The sequence below is a fragment of the Pseudoalteromonas sp. APC 3893 genome (genome assembly GCF_030408095.1).
Lineage (GTDB): Bacteria > Pseudomonadota > Gammaproteobacteria > Enterobacterales > Alteromonadaceae > Pseudoalteromonas.
In genome coordinates, this window is sequence record NZ_JASDCD010000005.1 from 19,547 (window position 1) to 37,008 (window position 17,462).

Annotated in this window: 15 protein-coding genes, 4 tRNA genes and 1 pseudogene; 10 read left to right on the forward strand and 10 right to left on the reverse strand. The window is 41.0% G+C overall.

Annotated elements, in window-relative coordinates:
- The first annotated feature begins 144 nt into the window (after positions 1-144).
- Entirely contained in the window at positions 145-1,560 is a 1,416-nt protein-coding gene (locus QMA12_RS08580; protein WP_290209828.1) for a mannose-1-phosphate guanylyltransferase/mannose-6-phosphate isomerase, read from the forward strand.
- Positions 1,561-1,599: 39 nt separating this feature from the next.
- Here QMA12_RS08580 and QMA12_RS08585 read toward each other — a convergent pair.
- The 4 genes and pseudogenes from QMA12_RS08585 to QMA12_RS08600 all read right to left on the reverse strand — a co-directional run.
- A pseudogene (locus QMA12_RS08585) lies at positions 1,600-1,713 on the reverse strand (2OG-Fe(II) oxygenase); the annotation flags it as partial.
- A 61-nt stretch (positions 1,714-1,774) separates the two neighbouring features.
- Positions 1,775-3,931 carry an ATP-binding protein gene (locus QMA12_RS08590; protein WP_290209827.1) on the reverse strand — a complete coding sequence of 719 codons (2,157 nt, stop codon included), beginning with the start codon at positions 3,929-3,931 and terminating at the stop codon, positions 1,775-1,777.
- Positions 3,932-4,050: 119 nt separating this feature from the next.
- On the reverse strand, positions 4,051-4,707 hold the full coding sequence (locus QMA12_RS08595) for a response regulator transcription factor (protein WP_087534627.1): 657 nt from the start codon (positions 4,705-4,707) through the stop codon (positions 4,051-4,053).
- A gap of 226 nt (positions 4,708-4,933) precedes the next feature.
- Positions 4,934-5,305: a histidine triad nucleotide-binding protein gene (locus QMA12_RS08600; RefSeq protein WP_290209826.1), complete on the reverse strand. Its 372-nt coding sequence runs from the start codon at positions 5,303-5,305 to the stop codon at positions 4,934-4,936.
- A gap of 89 nt (positions 5,306-5,394) precedes the next feature.
- On the opposite strand from QMA12_RS08600, the gene QMA12_RS08605 reads away from it, so the two are divergent.
- Positions 5,395-6,027 (forward strand): DUF2057 family protein, encoded by a 633-nt coding sequence (locus QMA12_RS08605; RefSeq protein ID WP_087534625.1) that lies wholly within the window; start codon positions 5,395-5,397, stop codon positions 6,025-6,027.
- Positions 6,028-6,050: 23 nt separating this feature from the next.
- On the opposite strand, the gene QMA12_RS08610 is transcribed toward QMA12_RS08605, so the two are convergent.
- Entirely contained in the window at positions 6,051-7,895 is a 1,845-nt protein-coding gene (locus tag QMA12_RS08610) for a M1 family metallopeptidase (RefSeq protein WP_290209825.1), read from the reverse strand.
- Between the two features lie 143 nt (positions 7,896-8,038).
- Here QMA12_RS08610 and murB point away from each other — a divergent pair, with 143 nt between their 5' ends.
- The 8 genes from murB to tuf all read left to right on the forward strand — a co-directional run bounded on the left by murB (position 8,039) and on the right by tuf (position 12,579).
- A complete protein-coding gene (murB, locus tag QMA12_RS08615; protein ID WP_290209824.1) occupies positions 8,039-9,049 on the forward strand; it encodes a UDP-N-acetylmuramate dehydrogenase in 1,011 nt (336 codons plus the stop codon).
- Complete coding sequence (birA, locus tag QMA12_RS08620) at positions 9,046-10,038, forward strand: bifunctional biotin--[acetyl-CoA-carboxylase] ligase/biotin operon repressor BirA (protein WP_087534622.1); 993 nt, start codon at positions 9,046-9,048, stop codon at positions 10,036-10,038. The genes murB and birA overlap by 4 nt, the downstream gene beginning before the upstream one ends.
- The gene (locus QMA12_RS08625; protein ID WP_087534621.1) at positions 10,035-10,730 is read left to right on the forward strand and encodes a type III pantothenate kinase; all 696 of its coding nucleotides are present in this window, start codon (positions 10,035-10,037) and stop codon (positions 10,728-10,730) included. Before birA ends, QMA12_RS08625 begins: the two co-directional genes overlap by 4 nt.
- Before the next feature lie 120 nt (positions 10,731-10,850).
- Positions 10,851-10,926, forward strand: a tRNA-Thr gene (locus QMA12_RS08630).
- A 39-nt stretch (positions 10,927-10,965) separates the two neighbouring features.
- Positions 10,966-11,050: transfer RNA gene (locus tag QMA12_RS08635), tRNA-Tyr, on the forward strand.
- A 45-nt stretch (positions 11,051-11,095) separates the two neighbouring features.
- Positions 11,096-11,170, forward strand: a tRNA-Gly gene (locus QMA12_RS08640).
- Between the two features lie 12 nt (positions 11,171-11,182).
- Positions 11,183-11,258 (forward strand) — tRNA-Thr (locus QMA12_RS08645).
- A gap of 136 nt (positions 11,259-11,394) precedes the next feature.
- Positions 11,395-12,579, forward strand: a complete 1,185-nt coding sequence (gene tuf, locus QMA12_RS08650; RefSeq protein ID WP_087532496.1) for an elongation factor Tu — start codon at positions 11,395-11,397, stop codon at positions 12,577-12,579.
- Positions 12,580-12,883: 304 nt separating this feature from the next.
- Here tuf and QMA12_RS08655 read toward each other — a convergent pair whose 3' ends face one another.
- From QMA12_RS08655 to QMA12_RS08675, 5 genes are all read right to left on the reverse strand, one after another.
- Positions 12,884-13,819: an alpha/beta hydrolase gene (locus QMA12_RS08655; RefSeq protein WP_290209822.1), complete on the reverse strand. Its 936-nt coding sequence runs from the start codon at positions 13,817-13,819 to the stop codon at positions 12,884-12,886.
- 90 nt (positions 13,820-13,909) lie between these two features.
- Positions 13,910-14,821: a HEAT repeat domain-containing protein gene (locus QMA12_RS08660; RefSeq protein WP_290209821.1), complete on the reverse strand. Its 912-nt coding sequence runs from the start codon at positions 14,819-14,821 to the stop codon at positions 13,910-13,912.
- Between the two features lie 152 nt (positions 14,822-14,973).
- A complete protein-coding gene (locus QMA12_RS08665; RefSeq protein WP_087532640.1) occupies positions 14,974-16,167 on the reverse strand; it encodes a dipeptidase in 1,194 nt (397 codons plus the stop codon).
- A 59-nt stretch (positions 16,168-16,226) separates the two neighbouring features.
- On the reverse strand, positions 16,227-16,472 hold the full coding sequence (locus QMA12_RS08670; protein WP_290209820.1) for a YheU family protein: 246 nt from the start codon (positions 16,470-16,472) through the stop codon (positions 16,227-16,229).
- The gene (locus QMA12_RS08675; RefSeq protein ID WP_290209819.1) at positions 16,444-17,448 is read right to left on the reverse strand and encodes a hydrolase; all 1,005 of its coding nucleotides are present in this window, start codon (positions 17,446-17,448) and stop codon (positions 16,444-16,446) included. The genes QMA12_RS08670 and QMA12_RS08675 overlap by 29 nt, the downstream gene beginning before the upstream one ends.
- Positions 17,449-17,462: the final 14 nt, after the last annotated feature.

The following is a 17,462-nucleotide window of genomic DNA, read 5'->3' on the forward strand; positions in this document are numbered from 1 at the left end:
ATTTATGTAACTAATTTATTGGATATATTTTCGGTTACTTTTAAAGTAACGGTAGAAATATCTCTATGAGTTATAGGGGCAGCATATTAAAGGAGCCTAATCTTCTGTTAGAATGAAGCAATTAAATCAAGCTGTGGCTGGTAAATGTCTTTAATCACTCCTGTAATTCTCGCTGGTGGGATCGGATCAAGGCTATGGCCTTTATCTCGTCAAGCGATGCCAAAGCAATTCCTCTCTTTGTTAGATGAGAAATCGTTATTACAAAATACCTTAGCACGGGTTAATGGTGATTGTTTCAATGACACTATTTTAGTATGTAATGAACAGCATAGATTTATTGCAAGCCATCAGTGTGAAGCCATAGGCGTAACGCCTAAAGCTATTCTATTAGAGCAGCAAGGTAAAAATACCGCACCAGCTATCGCACTTGCTGCACAGTATGCATTAGCTCAGGGAATTGATTCACCTATTTTTGTTATTCCTGCAGATCATTATATCGCTAACTTTGAGCATTTAGTGCAACAACTTCCAGATGCAATCGCAATGGCCGAACAAGGGAAACTGGTTACTTTTTCAATTAAGCCAGATACAGCTAACTGTGGTTATGGGTATATTAAACAAGGCTCAAAAATAGCTAATTCACACTGCTATCAAGTTGATGAGTTTAAAGAAAAACCAGATCTAGAACTGGCACAACAGTATGTGACAAGTGGCGAATACTCATTTAATAGTGGCATGTTTTTGTTTACGCCAAAAAGCTACCTTCGCGAACTGGAAAGGTTTGCGCCAAAAATAGCCCGCGCTGTTGCCGATGCTGCCAGTTTTAGCCAAGATTTAGGGTTTATAAGAGCTGATGAAGCAGCGCTTGAACATTGCCCGAGCGACTCTATTGATTATGCCATATTAGAGCGTAGCGATAATGTTGTGGTGCTACCCTTGGCTCTTAATTGGAGTGATGTTGGTAGTTTTAATGCGCTGTGGCAAAGTGCCAGTAAAGATAGTTTAGGCAATCATGCTAGCTATAACGACGTGTTGTTTAATAGCGAAAATAACCTTGTTTACAGTGAAGAAGGCCACACTATCGCGGCTCTAGGTGTAAATAACTTAGCCGTTATTCATACCCACGACGCAACGTTAGTGGCAAATAAAGCGCAATTAGATCAGTTACCACAGCTCCTAGCCCAGTTAGCGAATAAGCAAAGCGATAAGCTACTTAACCATCAGGCTGTTTATCGACCTTGGGGAAGTTACCGTGTGCTAGTGGAAGGAAGTGGTTTTAAAGTTAAAAAAATCACTGTTAATAGCGGTGGCAGGCTCTCTACTCAGCGCCATCAGCATCGTGCCGAACACTGGGTGGTAGTTTCAGGCTTTGCAGATGTCAGTATCGATGATAAAGCCAGTGTTTTAAAGGCCGATCAATCTTGTTATATAGCCGCAGGGCAAATCCACAGCTTAGCAAATAGTCAAGCTGAGCCGCTGATCGTGATCGAGGTGCAAACCGGTAGCATACTTGATGAAAGTGACATTGAGCGCTTTGATGATCAATATGGGCGAAACTAGCGGTTAGCGGTTTTTTATCCAGCCAATACTTAATATGTATATTAAGTAAGTGTCAAACTTTACTGGCCAATACGCGCCACATAACAGCATTTTGTCATAGCCTGAATGCTGTCGACCACGCTGCCAGCGAAATAAGTTTTTAAAAATAGCCATTGCACTTGCTCCTCGTTACTTTTATCTCGCCAACACGCCAACACGCCAACACGCCAACCCACTAACTCAACTCACTTCTAACATACTTTAAGTATTGCTCTAAACTGCTTTGCCACAGCACGATGGCTTCTGTGAGTGAATCTTTAAGCGGCTTGTTGTCTAACAGCCGGCGCTCTATTTTTTTAAGTTCAATACCATAGCGGTTAAAGCCAAGCTGTAGTGCAGTGCTTGCTTGTCGATGTAGTACTTTAATGCATTGCTCTTTGTCTTCATCAAGCAACTGTTGAGCGCGAATAAGCTTATTGCGGGCTGAAAGTACAAACTCATTGTAAATAGAAGAGACTTCATCTTCACTAAATGAGCTTGTTAACGTTTCGGCTGCAGTTTCATCATACAGCACATCACTAAGTTCAACGGCAATAATCGGTGCTTGGTTATTTTGTGAATCGCTCAGAGCTTGGCGTAGCTTATGGTGTTTTATTGGCTTGCCGACAATGTCTTTTATGCCAAGCGCAAAATATTCTTTTATTTCGTCAGGGCTCAAGCTCGCAGTAAAAGCAAGGACGGGTGTGCGTTGGTTTTTATGCTCAACCCCCTTTAAAGTCTTGAGTACTTCTTGTCCTGTTAGGTCGGGTAAATTCATGTCTAATAAAACCACATCAAAGTGGTGCTGTTGCATCAATTTAATAGCACTTTTGCCATCGCGAGCTAGTTTGATTTTATGTTCATCATCAGCCATAAATTCAATGGCTATTTTTTGATTCAGGTCTAAGTCTTCTACCAGTAAAACATCAAGTCCCGTAATGTATTCTTTCGATTGATGGCGCTGTTCGACCAAGCTCAATTCACCTAATGCAAGCGTAATATCAAAGCTAAACGAACTGCCTTTATCTAATTCGCTGAAGATATCTAAGCGAGAACCTAGTTTGTCTAATAACCTGCTGGTGATCGCAAGACCAAGGCCTGTTCCGCCTTTTTCTTTACCAGCATTGCTTTGTACATAAGGCTCGGTGAGATATTCAATTTCATCATCTTCAATGCCAGGGCCTGAGTCAATGACACTTATACGAATACGGTGTTCTAGCTGACGCTCTTCAAGCAATTCGACTCGAATTTTTACTTCACCTTGATCAGTAAATTTAATTGCATTACCCATCAAGTTTATGATTATTTGGCGCAATTTTTGTTGATCGCAATAATAACAAGCTTGCTCAGGGAGATTGTAGATTAGCTCAAAGTGCAGGCGTTTTTGCTCTGCTAATGGTGTGAGTAGTAGGCATAAATTATGTAGCCAAGTTTTAAACTCAACATCTTCTTCGTATAGAGCTTCGTTGTGTTGATCTAAGCTTGCGTAATCGAGTACTTTGTCTACTAGCAGGTTCAAAGATTCAGCTGAATTAATTATCGCTTCACAGTAGGGTTTATCGCGAGAGTCACTTGACTGGTTGAGAATTAATTGTGCACTGCCTAAAATGCCATTGAGGGGCGTGCGAATTTCATGACTAATCGTTGATAAAAACAAACCACGGATCTCGAGATCTTTTTGTGCTTTAGCGGTAAGTTGATTAAGATTTTGTTCGCGTCGCTCATTACAAAGTAGCGCCATACCCGTCGTATAGAACATGGGAGCTATTACTCCGTTAACTAATAAAGTAACACTAAACCAGTTTTCTTTTAACAGGGTAAAGTTGTTTACATCCCCCATTAAAAAAGCACGCCCAGCATAGATACAGCTGACAATAGAGAGAATAAAAATATAAACGATACTGCCGTTAGGGTAAGGTTTTCTGGCGATATGGATAAATATATAGAGTAAAAAGATGGCTTCACTTATGTGCTGTAAATCCGCGACGAGTATACTGTTACGTAAATCAGGTACCACTACGGTGAAATACATTAAAAGTGCTGCACACACTAATGTTGCTATGACAAAAAAACGTAGCTCTTTGCCTTTGTAGCCGACAAATTGACTGATAGCTAAAGCATGAATTATCGATGCACTAAACCAAAAAGCATTGGCTAAAACCATGGTGGGTAAACTATCTATATTGCCATGTAAGGCAAAACTCATAAGTGCAGCAAAAAGTACTAACGGATAAAAAATGAAAAGGAGTGTGCCTGGTGTGTTTTTATTGGTACGCCACGTTAGAAAATTTAGCAATGTCATCACAGCCATCATAGCTGCACTGGCAAAGTAAAGAGTGAGGGAGTCGAGCATATTTATTCCAAGCAGATCAGAGACCGGTTCAGAATAATAGGATTTTTCAAGCTTAGCAATTTATCAGGCGTAAAACAGGCACATAAAGTACCTGTTTTAATTTAAAACCAAACGAACGTTTAGCGGATTTCGTCAGGTATATTTTGTTGAGCCCAAGAAAGTAACTCAATGCGGTTGCGGCATTTGGTTTTTCTAAATGCGCTATATAAATGTGTTTTTACTGTGTGTGGGCTAATGCTAAGTGCTTCAGCTATTTCTTTGTTTTTAGAGCCGTTACTCATTAATGAGATAATTGCTTTTTCGCGCTTAGTTAATTTTACTGGCTCAATATCACCTTCTGTCAGCTTGTGGAGGGCGTCTTTATTAAACTGCAACATACGGTTTAACGCATTACACATGATATCGCGGCGATACCAAAGCTGATCTTCAAGCAATAAGCGAATACCTTTCATTAATACATCAGCATTATCAGTTGTATAAAATACACCACGAATACCGCTTAATAATGCACGATTAGCAAGCTCAGGATTCTCATCTAAGTTAAATAATACGATATCGCATTTTACACGAAGATTTACTAATTGTTCTTTTAATTTTTCCCATGCACCGTTACTTGAAGTTTCAATAAACAATAAACGAGTGTCCTCAGGAACATCTAAAATATTAGTTCCCGTTGTAACATTTAGCCCTTGGGTTTTTAACAATGGCTCTAATACATTAATACCAATTGTATTAATTGGCTCTAAATCTAGTAACAAAAAGGCTGAATTACTCATACTTACATACTCTTGAATAAAGTTGACTAATCAATCCTATCACGCAATCCACCCCTTTCGTATTAGAAATTTCCTAGAAAGGGGCAGGAAAAGTACACTTTTACGGATTTAAGCATGTCATATATCGAGAAGAATCATGTGAATTAATTGTTATGCACATGAATTTATTAAGTATTATTTTTAAAAAGCTAATTTCAAATTGAACCAAAAGTGCTGGTTATTTTTTTTATAGTGGTTCTTTTTTGTTATCTTGATAAGGAGGCCAACCCATACTTTTACCTGCTAACATATGTAAATGAATATGATAAACGGTTTGCCCGCCATGCTCGTTGCAATTCATGACTACTCTAAAGCCATCTTCACTGAAACCATGCTGTTTCGCAATTTTAGCGGCTACAACGTATAAATGACCAACGATAGACGTATCTTGCTCTGTAATATCGTTAATTGTTGCAATCGCTTTTTTTGGGATAATTAAAATATGAAACGGTGCCTGCGGGTTGATATCCTTAAAGGCAAGAGATAGTTCATCTTCGTAAATAATATCTGCAGGAATTTCACGATTAATGATTTTGGTAAAAATTGTTTCGGTCGTCATTTTTGTGGCTCTGTGTTGGCTTGTACTAAAGTCACTAATGACAAATTTTGCCAGCAGTGTCAAACTGAAATCAAACAGAAGGAGTTTTTATGCGTAAATTACTATTAGTAAGCACTATTGTATCGTTAGGTTTAAGTGCAACAGCGATGGCCGAAACTGTCTATTTCCCAGAAGAAATTGTCCCGCTACAAGTGGGAGATAAAGTAATTGAACATTCATTTTTTAGTCGCGTGGACGAATTAGAACTCGCACCAGGCACATATAAATTTAAGCTTAAATACACAGATTTGTACGAACAAGGGTATGACGATCATCAAGTTGTGGACTCTGAACCGTTTTGGGTATCAGTCACAATTGAGCAGGGTGAAGATTACGACATTGTGTTTAATCGTGCAGACAATGCCGTAGCGGCTAAAGTATTTGCAGAGTCCCCGCAAGTGAGCTTACAAGCTAAGGGATCATCATTAGGTATCCCCTTAGATAGTACAGTAGAGCAAAAGCAGAGCAACAGTTCGCACGTTGTTGCAGCACCTACTGCACAAGCTCAACCTGTTGCAGTTGCGCCTGTTGCTGTTAATGCACCTATCTCTCAGCCAGCTCCTGCACCGACGGTACAAGGTGCACCAAGTGCAGCGGCTATGTTAGATTTTTGGTGGCAACAAGCAAGCCCACAACAACAGCAAGCTTTCTTAGATAAGGTCATAAAAAAAGGCGCTAATTAAGCGCCTTAATTAAAGTGATTTATTTACTTAGCAAATAAATCATCAATAGTACCCTGTGCTAGCGGGTGGTAGCCTGAGCGTGCTTTGATGTATACATCATGTGCCCACTCACGCTTGCCGTTTTTAATTAATGCTTTATACAGCGGCACAATTAGTTTACGACGGCCAATTCCTGACAAGTGCTTATCAAGCGAAGGATAAATTGGTTGATAACCATTGCCTACAGCTAGCATGTACCATGCAAAGGCACGTTCAGCATTGGTTGATTGAGTTAGATTAAATTCGTTGTCTAACTCAGTCATTTTTTCAATGCTTAAGTCTCGTGGTAGGTTATTTAGAAAGTGTAACCACTCGTGCACTGTCCAGTTTGCTGTTGGCAGCTGTGCTGCAGTGGTAGAGCTTTGTAACCATGTTGTGGTTGCAGCATCTACTTTGTCAAACGCATCAGACGTTGGATTAGGTGCATCACTTGGTAAACCCGGCTGGAAAATCCACTCGTTAACTTTATCCATGCTAACAATACCTGGGTATTTTTTAATTAAGTTAGCTTCGATGTAAGTGACAAACTGCGCCGTTGTTAATGACTTAAAAGCAAACTCGTTAAAGTAGGTTTTTACAAAATCATCAAACTTTTCACGACCAAATTGGTTTTCAAGGTAGATTAAAAATAGCTGACCTTTGGTGTAAGGTACTGAACTAAATGCATCGTCTGGGTCGCGACCATTTAGTTTTAAGTTAAGGCGTGTGTCTGGCGCATCAATAGTTTTAAGCTGTGCACGAAGCCCCGCAGTATCAAGTGCTTGTTCCATTACGGCACGGTCACGGCCAAAGACTTCTTCCATAATGCGGTTTTCAACGTATGAGGTAAAACCTTCGTTTAGCCATAAATCTTCCCATGTCGCGTTGGTTACTAAGTTACCAGACCACGAGTGCGCGAGTTCATGGGCAATTAGATTAACCAAGCTCTTATCACCAGCTACTACAGTTGGGGTAATGAATGAAAGACGTGGGTTTTCCATGCCGCCAAATGGGAAACTAGGTGGTAGCATTAATAAGTCGTAACGGCCCCATGCATATTCACCATACATTTCGTTCGTTTTGTCGATCATTGCTTGGGTATCATTAAATTCGGCAACTGAGGCATCAAGGATTTCTGGCTCAGCAAAAATCCCCGTTTGCTTAGACATTGCTTTAAATTCTAAGTTACCCGCACCAATTGCAATTAAGTAAGGCGAAATTGCTTGCGGCATATCAAAGTGGTAATCACCATCTTTATAGAGCGCATCTTTATTATCGGCACTCATTACCGCACGAATATCTTCAGGGGTATGAATACGTGCAGTATAAGTAACACGCATTGCTGGCGTATCTTGTACGGGTAACCAACTACGGGCATGAATTGCTTGCGATTGGCTGTACATAAATGGGTGAGTTTTGCTCGCCGTTTGTTCTGGTGTTAACCACTGCAGACCAGAGGCTTCTGGTCGGCTATTATAGTAAATACGTACTTTTTGCGCTTGGTTTTTAAAGCTAATAGTGAGTTTTGAGCCTTTTACATCGTCGCGTTTAGCGAGTGTAAAATCTGCTTTTTTCCAGCCACCAGAGTGCGTTTTATACATAACTTTATCAATATCTAGATCGCGAGTATCAAGCACGAGTTTTTTACTTTGGCTGTTTTGCCATTCTAACGTGTGCTCAACAAAACCTTCTAATTGTTTGTCGGCAAAGTCGACATCTAAATCAAGGTTTAAGTGCGTTGTAATAACATCGTTAAGGTTCGCATACGAGTTTTGGTCAACAGCACTGGCCATTGCTTGAGAACACATACCAGCCATTGCGAGACTGAAAAAAAGAGGTGTGATTTTCATAATTACCCTGAACACAAATAAAAAGTGCTGGTTTTATAACACGATTAATAGTTGAGTTTGAACAATTTCTGCAATCTGATGCGCGTTTTGCGATGATGGGGTAAACTAATGCGATTAGTGGTAATTAACTTTTGAGGCATTTTGTGACTCACTCTGTGCAAGCTTTTCACACATTTTCGTTACCGAGTCAGTGCTCAAAATTAATTGAAATAACTGAACTCGAGCAATTACAGCAGCAATCATTTGATAGCCCTTTTTGTATTTTGGGTGAGGGTAGCAATACCGTTTTTTTAACTGACTACCATGGTCAGGTGATTAAAATGGCGACCAAAGGGATTACTGCAACTGTGCGAGAGTATGATTACTTGCTTGAAGCTGCTGCAGGAGAAAGTTGGCATCAGTTAGTTATTTATACTCTTGAACATGGTATGCCAGGTTTTGAAAATCTAGCACTGATACCGGGCACAGTGGGGGCGGCACCAGTACAAAACATCGGTGCTTATGGCGTTGAACTGGCGAAATACATTGAATACGTTGAGTACTTTGATATCACTAGCAAACAGTTTATACGTATTAATAATGCCGAGTGCCAATTTGGCTATCGCGATTCTATTTTTAAACATAGCTTGAAAAATAACGCAGTGATCACCCAAGTCGGGTTTTGTTTACCAAAACAATGGCAGCCAGAATTAAGCTATGGACCATTACAGCAGCTTGAGGATACCAGTGCAAAAAGCATTTTTCAGCAAGTGATTAAAACACGCAGCAGCAAATTACCTAACCCCTATGAACTGGCAAATGCCGGCAGTTTTTTTAAAAACCCAATAATAACTAACTCGCAGCTGCAAACACTGCTAAAAGCGTACCCACAATTACCATATTATTTTTATGACACTAAGCACCACAAGGTCGCAGCAGGGTGGTTAATCGAGCAGGCCGGTTTAAAAGGGTATCGAATAGCGGATATTGAAGTGCACCAACAACAAGCCTTGGTGTTAGTTAATCATGGCAATAGTACAGGGGCTGATTTAATTGCCATGGTGCAACATATTCAGCAGCAAGTGTGGCAGTGCTATCAAATACGGTTACAACATGAAGTACGCTTGATGGCAAGAGACGGTGAATGTCATATTGATTTAGAGGAAACACCATGAAAGCGCCCGGTGGAAATAGGTTAGCCATTTTAAATGCATTAAATAACGGTGGCTTTATCTCAGGGCAGTTACTGGGAGAGCAGCTCGGTATTAGTCGCGCTGCAGTGAGTAAACATATACAAAGCTTACAAGAGATGGGCCTTGATATTTTTAAAGTGAATGGAAAAGGTTATAGCTTGAATAATACCGTTGGTTTACTAGAGCAAAGTAAAATTCAACATTGTTACCAAGCCCTCGGGGCGGATACAGCACAAATAGAAGTACAGCCTGTAATCGACTCAACCAATAGTGAGTTAATGCGCCGTATAGCGGCAAAGCAGCAGTTAGACTCTGGCACTGTGATTGTAGCCGAAATGCAGCAAGCTGGGCGCGGACGTCGAGGGCGAGTGTGGCAATCCCCATTTGGTGCAAACCTTTATTATAGCTATTACTGGCGTTTAGATGACGGCCTTCAAGCGGCAATGGGTATGTCAATTGCGGTAGGGCTTGCCGTTTACGATACGTTAAAAGCACTCTACCAATTAGATATTGAGCTCAAATGGCCAAACGATATTTACCTCAATAAAGAAAAGCTAGCCGGTGTATTAGTTGAACTTGACGGGCAACCTCAAGGGCCATGTCAGTTAGTGATTGGTATTGGCATAAACTTACAGATGCCACAAAGCTTTAGCCAGCAAATAGACCAAGCATGGACAGACTTAAGTCAACACACCATAAAATTAGATAAAAACAAACTCGTTGCGCATCTTACGTATCACTTAGAACAACGCTTGGCACAATATAGCCTAACTGGCTTACAAGACATGTATCAGCAATGGAATACCCTAGATGCCTTTGCAGGGCAATGTGTTGAGCTAAATACAGGGCATAGAAGCTGGCGGGGTATATGTGAGGGAATAGATATGCATGGCGGTATTCGAATTCGCCAAGATGGTGAAGCGAAGAGTTACTATGGCGGTGAAATTTCTTTACGGAAAGCACAGCTATGAGACTGCTGATAGATGTAGGTAATACTGCGTTAAAAGCAGCGTTATTTAACCAGGGTAATATCACTAGCTGTAATGTAGATACTGTACAGTGGCAACAAGTTACAGAAGTTGTTTATGCATGTGTAGGTAAGAGTGAACAACTCGATGAGCTAATTAAATTTGCAAGTAGGCATAAGATTCCTTGTTTTGAAGCTGTAGTGACTAAACAGCTCGATGGATTAAGCTGCGCCTATTCGCAATTTCAAAACTTAGGTATTGATCGTTGGTTAGCCCTAATTGCAGCTTATAAGTTATGGCCACAGCAAGATTGCATCATTGTTGACACCGGTACCGCAACCACCATTGACGTATTAAACATTGATGGACAACACCTAGGTGGTTGGATAATCCCAGGGCTAGAACTGATGACCCGCTCACTGACGCAAAATACTCAACGAGTTTTTGACGATCAAACAACGCCTTTTAGCACTGAGCTGGGAGTTAATACACCTAATGGTTTAAAAAATGGGGCACTTGTGGCAACCGTTGGCGCTATTGAACAAGCTAAACTGCATTTAACAAATAAAAAACCACAGCTAATTTTGGCTGGCGGCTACGCAAAACTGTTACAAACGCAATTTGTTGATGCTATTTTTGCGGAGCATTTAGTTATGTTGGGTTTAAACTATTGGCGTGAATTAAGCGAAAAGTAACAAAAAAACCTCGTTTTGACTGATTTGTGAGCGTTTGGGTTAAAAAATTACATTTTTTTCAAATTTATTGTTGCATCCCAATACGCCTTACTCTAATATCTCGCCCCGTACTAAAGCAGTGCCGACTTAGCTCAGCTGGTAGAGCAACTGACTTGTAATCAGTAGGTCAACCGTTCGACTCGGTTAGTCGGCACCACTTTCCTTTTACCGGAAGTGCTTAGTAAAGAATTATCGTGGAGGGGTTCCCGAGCGGCCAAAGGGATCAGACTGTAAATCTGACGGCTCAGCCTTCGCTGGTTCGAATCCAGCTCCCTCCACCACTTTATTCTTGACGGTTAGAGGTAGATTAAGAACAGGTTCCTAACGCGGGCATCGTATAATGGCTATTACCTCAGCCTTCCAAGCTGATGATGCGGGTTCGATTCCCGCTGCCCGCTCCAGTTTCTGGTGTTGCTGATATAGCTCAGTTGGTAGAGCGCACCCTTGGTAAGGGTGAGGTCGGCAGTTCAAATCTGCCTATCAGCACCAGTCATACGAATCTTCTTGATTACTTCCTTTATCTGTCAGAAAATACTATTTGAAATTTGAAAAATTTAATTTAATCTACCTGCTGGTGGATTATTTTCATATGTAATCTAGATAAACAAAACTGATAGGTTCCGTCATGGCAAAAGAAAAGTTTGAACGCGTAAAACCGCACGTAAACGTTGGTACAATCGGCCACGTTGACCACGGTAAAACTACCCTAACTGCAGCAATCACTAACGTACTTGCAAAAGTATACGGTGGTGTAGCTAAAGACTTCGCATCAATCGATAACGCTCCAGAAGAGCGCGAGCGTGGTATCACAATCTCAACTTCACACGTTGAGTACGATACGCCTACTCGTCACTACGCACACGTAGACTGTCCTGGACACGCCGATTATGTTAAAAACATGATCACTGGTGCTGCTCAAATGGACGGCGCTATCCTAGTTGTTGCTGCAACTGACGGCCCTATGCCACAAACTCGTGAGCACATCCTACTTTCTCGTCAGGTTGGCGTTCCTTACATCATCGTATTCATGAACAAATGTGACATGGTTGATGACGAAGAGCTACTTGAGCTAGTAGAAATGGAAGTTCGTGAACTTCTTTCTGAATATGACTTCCCAGGTGATGACTTACCACTAATTCAAGGTTCTGCTCTTAAAGCACTTGAAGGCGAAAAGCAGTGGGAAGACAAGATCGTTGAGCTTGCAGAAGCACTAGATTCTTACATCCCAGAGCCAGAGCGTGACATCGATAAGCCATTCATCATGCCTATCGAAGATGTTTTCTCAATTCAAGGCCGTGGTACAGTTGTAACTGGTCGTGTTGAAGCTGGTATCATCAACGTGAATGACGAAGTTGAAATCGTTGGTATCAAAGAGACTACTAAGTCTACTTGTACTGGTGTTGAAATGTTCCGTAAGCTTCTTGACGAAGGTCGTGCTGGTGAGAACATTGGTGCACTTCTACGTGGTACTAAGCGTGAAGACGTTGAACGTGGTCAAGTACTAGCTAAGCCTGGTTCAATCAACCCACATACAACTTTCACTTCAGAAGTATACGTACTTTCTAAAGATGAAGGTGGTCGTCATACTCCTTTCTTCAAAGGTTACCGTCCACAGTTCTACTTCCGTACAACTGACGTAACTGGTGACGTACAGTTACCAGATGGCGTAGAAATGGTAATGCCTGGTGATAACGTTAAGATGACTGTAACTCTAATCGCACCAATCGCGATGGATGAAGGTCTTCGTTTCGCTATCCGTGAAGGTGGCCGTACTGTAGGTGCTGGTGTTGTAGCAACTATCGTAGAGTAATAGTTAACTTTTAAGTTAATTATTAGAAAAAGGTCACCTCGGTGGCCTTTTTTAATGCCCGAAATCTACGTCATGTGAAGGTGGCGCTCTTACCTTAGGCGTAGGTGCTTTGTAGCAACTATCGTAGAGTAATAGTTAGCCTAGCTAATTAATACTAAAAAAAAACCGAGCTTTGTCTCGGGTTTTTTAATACCTGTAGAAAAGCTAGCGAGTTTGCGAGAGTAAAGAGTGCGAGCTGCTCTGTGTGAATTCAAACGCCGTAGCTTGGGTTGAGTTTTACGAACCCCGAGAATTGGGGATGTAGTTAGAGCAATGGCTTTTTCTTTAACTTTTTCTGGGCGCGCTTTTGTTCTGCTTTTTTAACGTGTTTGCTTATCCATTTGGTCATTTTTGCCATTAATGCTGGCGGGAAGTCGTGGCCCATACCGTTTACTATCTTTAATTTAGCCTTCCTGATTTGGGCTGCAGTTTGCTTTCCAGCGGCTACTGGCATGACAGGGTCTAAACTGCCGTGTATGACGAGGGTTGGGGCTTTGATTTTCGTCATTAAATGTTGCCGACAGTCACTGGCGGCAATGGCTGCCAGTTGCCGGTTAAAGCCTTGTGGGTTGTGTGCTCTATCAACTCCTAATGTCGCTTGCTTGCGTAGCGTTTGTTCATCTTGCGGATAAGCAGGGCTACCAATTAATTGATTGAGCTTTATATTGTAATGAATAGCACTATCGCGATTTACTCGTAACGGGCGGTGTTTAGCTAGTTGTAAAAATAACTTTAAGCTAGAGGCCGACAGCTTAGGTTTACTTGAGCTCGACATAATTGAGGTTAAACTTAATACCTTCTTTTTATGCTGTGCAGCAATCAATTGTGCAATCATGCCGCCCATTGAGGCGCCCACGAGATGCGCTTTTTTGATTCTTAACGCTGCCATTAATTCCAGCACGTCATTTGCCATATCATCCAAAGTGTACGGGATATGAGAAGCAACAGGGAGGCGTTTACTTAACCATACTTTAAATAAATTAGGATTGCCTAGTTGTTCAAGTTGACTTGAAAGCCCCGTGTCGCGGTTATCAAAGCGTATTACCCTAAAGCCTTTCTCTGCTAAGCCTAAATATAACTCATCCGGCCATACAGTCAACTGTGCACCTAAACCCATAATTAAAATTATAACAGGCGCGGTTCTATCGCCTGTGTCTTCATAATTAATGAGAATCCCGCTTTTGGTTTGAACTGTCAGCATAATTAACTGGTTACAAGGTTTTGCGTAGTTTTAATAGAGTATAGCCATAATACGGTACTGGATCATGGCTAGAAATATGAACTTTATAAGTTAATAACCAGCACTTTTGCGTAACTCATCTAGTATATCTTGGTTGCCAATCATTTCATCAAGCGCTGCTCTGACCGCACTATCGGAAGTGTCGTTATATACTGCAAGTAGGTGTTGCGCCATTTGTTGCGTGTAGTCATCTTTCTGATTTTGGGATTGATAGTATTGCGCCACCAAACCTTGAGTGGCTAAGCGACGAACATAATCATTCGAGTCTCGTTCTAACAAGTTGGTAAACTGCTCTGCTAGGCGCTGATCCAGTATCGGTGCTTGAGTTGTTAACTCGATAGCTTGGATTTTAAATTTTTCGTCGCTACTGCTATTCGCTAAATTTAAAATGTTGCCTACTACTTCATAGTCATATTCAGGCATGCTCGATTTATTCAAGATAAACATATTCATTTGCAGTTGGCTCAGCGCCGCTAATCTATCTAAATCTGCCATATTTGGGTCTAGTATTTGCTCTCTTAATTGGGCGTTTATTTGTTTTGCATAGTCAGGTTCTGATTTGATTCTTAAATCATAGTCTTTTGGTAAGTCAGCGTAAAAGCCATAAAGCGGGTTCTGTTCGCGCAGTTCTTCAGCTTCTTGTTGCTGTTTTTCTTCTAACACATTAAGTACCAGCTCTTTAAATTCGTCGGTATCTTGATCTTGATAAGAGCCTGGTGTCTGTAGTTTTAAGTTAGCGATTTGGCGTTGTAGCGAACTCACTTTCTTGTGTAGTTCGTCAATTAAGGCTTCATTTGATTGCTGGTATTGTGCAGGAGTCCTAATAGAAATTGTGGGGCTTGGCTGTTGTTGCTTGGGTTCATTAAGCGAACTAGGCTTGTCTTTAAAAAATGCTCCGTAGCATGAAATTACCAAGGCAAGTGTTGCTATGGTGATCGCGGTAGTTCCTTTGTTTATAGCCATAAAATAATCCGCCTCTAAAATGGGTAATTTATCTTTTTTGGTTATAAAAGTCTGTTAAAAAGTGTGTTAAATGAAGATAAAAGATATGGGCCAATAAAAATGCGGTGTTCACAGAGGCTATAAGCGCTAGGCCCAAGCCTAGCGCATAAAATTTAATGTAGCTTTGCGTATTGCTCAGCTTGTTTCCAAACTCTAAGCATATTGCCACTTAAAATCTTTTTAATGTCTTTGTCGCTGTAGCCTCTGTTCATCAAACCCTGCACTAGGTTAGGGTAGCTTGAAACATCTTTTAAACCAATTGGTAATGAGTCACCCACACCGTCATAATCAGAGCCAATCCCCACATAATCGATACCAATTAGCTCAACAACGTGATCAATATGATCAAGCACCTGCGCAAGACTAGCAAACGGGTAGGGGTTTTTAGCACGATACGCGGCATCAAAATCTTGACTTAATTTAGTGCCTTCTTTTTTTGCCGACTCTTTTTTACTCTTTAACTGCTTGCCCCAAGCACCTGCTTTAGCGGTTACAAAGCTTGAACCAAAATTGATTTGGATAACGCCACCGTTCTTTTTCAGTGCTAATAGCATGTCATCATCCATATTGCGCTCAAAGCCAGGGGTGTATTTGCGTAATGAAGAGTGTGAGGCGATGACAGGCACATTTGAGATTTCCATTACTTGATAAAATGCATCATCAGAAATATGCGATACATCGACCAACATACCAATGTTGTTCATTTCAGTGACCAGCTTTTTACCAAATGGGCTTAAGCCTTTCCACTTACGACGTATATCGTAAGATGAGTCAGAAATATGGTTACTTTGCGAATGAGCTAAGGTGATATAACGCACCCCACGGTCAAAAAAGTGTTTCAGGCTATTCATGTCACCTTCAATAGGTGAGCCGTTTTCCATACCCATCGCAATCGACATTTTATTGTCTTTAAATTGCTGCTCGATATCTTGTGTTGAGTCTGCAATAGCAAATTTATCAGGAGCACGTTGCACAATTGCTTCCATGCTATCAATTAATTGATTCGCTAGCTGAAAGCTTTTTCCTTTGCCTTCAAATTCTAAATGAGCGGGAATATAAATCGACATAAATGGTGCATTTAAACCCCCTTTAACTGCGCGTGGGTAGTCAAAATCACCGCCTTTCGTCGCTTTCGTTACATCTGCCCATCTAGCATGAATACGGTAAGGAACATCAATATGCGTATCGATTAAAATGGTATCTTGGGTGAGTTTGATTGCTTTATCTGAAGGGGTGACCGTTTCTGCCTGTGCTTGGCTGGCAAGGGCGAGTGAAATTGCGATCACGACTGAGCTTAGTTTTATCATTTTTAATGGCTCTTGAGGTAAAAGAACCATTGTGAAGTTTTATCATGAGGCTGACAAGTTTACTCGTTAAATTGCTCTTCATTTTGCATAGCTTTGAATTCGTTTTTCGAAATAATGGTGACTGACTCGTGAAGCTCAGAGAAAAATACCATTGCATCGCCATTTTTTAATTGCTGGTTAACTTGTGCAACTTTACTTTCAATACTGAACTCTTGTTCGCCGTAATCGGTGCCTTCGCGTAAAACGTAACTTTCAATTAAGTTATAAAGTGTGTCTTTATCGAGTTGCTGGTGTGGAATGATCATAACTGCTCTTATTAACTAGCTGATTGAAATACTCTGGCACGACTTGTTCTAACCAATACACAGGTTTAAATGGGTTGTTACCTGATATAAAGCCGACGTGGCCGCCCTTTTCTGAGATGCGCAGCGTAACATGTTCACTTACATCTTGCCTACTTGGTACTGCTTTTATTGATAGCATAGGATCGTCTTTCGCATGCACAATTAAAGTTGGCGTAGTAATGTGTTTTAAATAGGGTTTAGCACTGGCTTGTTGGTAGTAATCTTCTGCGCCGTCAAAACCATGTAGAGGGGCGGTTAGTTGATCGTCAAATTGCCATAAATCATCAATTTTCATTAATTGCTCTGGCGTTAAATCGATTTGCTGCTTAATTTGCGGCAATTTACGACGCATTGATTTTTTCATCCGGTCGAGTAAATATTTTTGATAAATTTTACCTAAGCTTTTGCGAATAACTTGGCATGATGGTGATAAGTCATACGGGGCAGATACAACGGCTGCGCCGTCAAATAAACAGTCATCACCTTGTTCGCCAACATACTTAGCCAATACATTACCACCTAATGAAAAGCCAACCGCAACCATAGGGCGATTTGGAAACTGCTGTTTAAGTTGCTTAACAAAAAAATCAAGATCGCCAGTTTCACCACTGTGATAAGCTCGAGGTAATTTATTAGCTTGCGACGAACAGTTGCGAAAATGCATTAAAACAACACTATAACCCTGCTTTTTTAGCTCCTTCATCATGCCTTTGGCATAAAAACTGTTAATGTTGCCTTCAAGGCCGTGTAATACAACGGCAAGCGGTGCGTTGTCATTTTTTGGTAATGACCAAGCGAGTTCTAAAAAGTCGCCATCTGGCGTATCAAGTAGCTCTAATTGGTAGCGAGTAGTATGAAAAGGCCTAAAAAACCGTGGCATAATAGTTTGCACATGACGATTACTCATCCACCATGCAGGCTTAAATTTTGAAAGCATTATTTAAAACTGTT

What these genes read in the sequence shown, in the direction of transcription:
- QMA12_RS08580 (WP_290209828.1), top strand. Translation starts at nt 145, where the DNA reads ATGTCTTTAATCACTCCTGTAATTCTCGCTGGTGGGATCGGATCAAGG.
- QMA12_RS08590 (WP_290209827.1), bottom strand. Translation starts at nt 3,931, where the DNA reads ATGCTCGACTCCCTCACTCTTTACTTTGCCAGTGCAGCTATGATGGCT.
- QMA12_RS08595 (WP_087534627.1), bottom strand. Translation starts at nt 4,707, where the DNA reads ATGAGTAATTCAGCCTTTTTGTTACTAGATTTAGAGCCAATTAATACA.
- QMA12_RS08600 (WP_290209826.1), bottom strand. Translation starts at nt 5,305, where the DNA reads ATGACGACCGAAACAATTTTTACCAAAATCATTAATCGTGAAATTCCT.
- QMA12_RS08605 (WP_087534625.1), top strand. Translation starts at nt 5,395, where the DNA reads ATGCGTAAATTACTATTAGTAAGCACTATTGTATCGTTAGGTTTAAGT.
- QMA12_RS08610 (WP_290209825.1), bottom strand. Translation starts at nt 7,895, where the DNA reads ATGAAAATCACACCTCTTTTTTTCAGTCTCGCAATGGCTGGTATGTGT.
- birA (WP_087534622.1), top strand. Translation starts at nt 9,046, where the DNA reads ATGAAAGCGCCCGGTGGAAATAGGTTAGCCATTTTAAATGCATTAAAT.
- QMA12_RS08625 (WP_087534621.1), top strand. Translation starts at nt 10,035, where the DNA reads ATGAGACTGCTGATAGATGTAGGTAATACTGCGTTAAAAGCAGCGTTA.
- tuf (WP_087532496.1), top strand. Translation starts at nt 11,395, where the DNA reads ATGGCAAAAGAAAAGTTTGAACGCGTAAAACCGCACGTAAACGTTGGT.
- QMA12_RS08655 (WP_290209822.1), bottom strand. Translation starts at nt 13,819, where the DNA reads ATGCTGACAGTTCAAACCAAAAGCGGGATTCTCATTAATTATGAAGAC.
- QMA12_RS08660 (WP_290209821.1), bottom strand. Translation starts at nt 14,821, where the DNA reads ATGGCTATAAACAAAGGAACTACCGCGATCACCATAGCAACACTTGCC.
- QMA12_RS08665 (WP_087532640.1), bottom strand. Translation starts at nt 16,167, where the DNA reads ATGATAAAACTAAGCTCAGTCGTGATCGCAATTTCACTCGCCCTTGCC.
- QMA12_RS08670 (WP_290209820.1), bottom strand. Translation starts at nt 16,472, where the DNA reads ATGATCATTCCACACCAGCAACTCGATAAAGACACACTTTATAACTTA.
- QMA12_RS08675 (WP_290209819.1), bottom strand. Translation starts at nt 17,448, where the DNA reads ATGCTTTCAAAATTTAAGCCTGCATGGTGGATGAGTAATCGTCATGTG.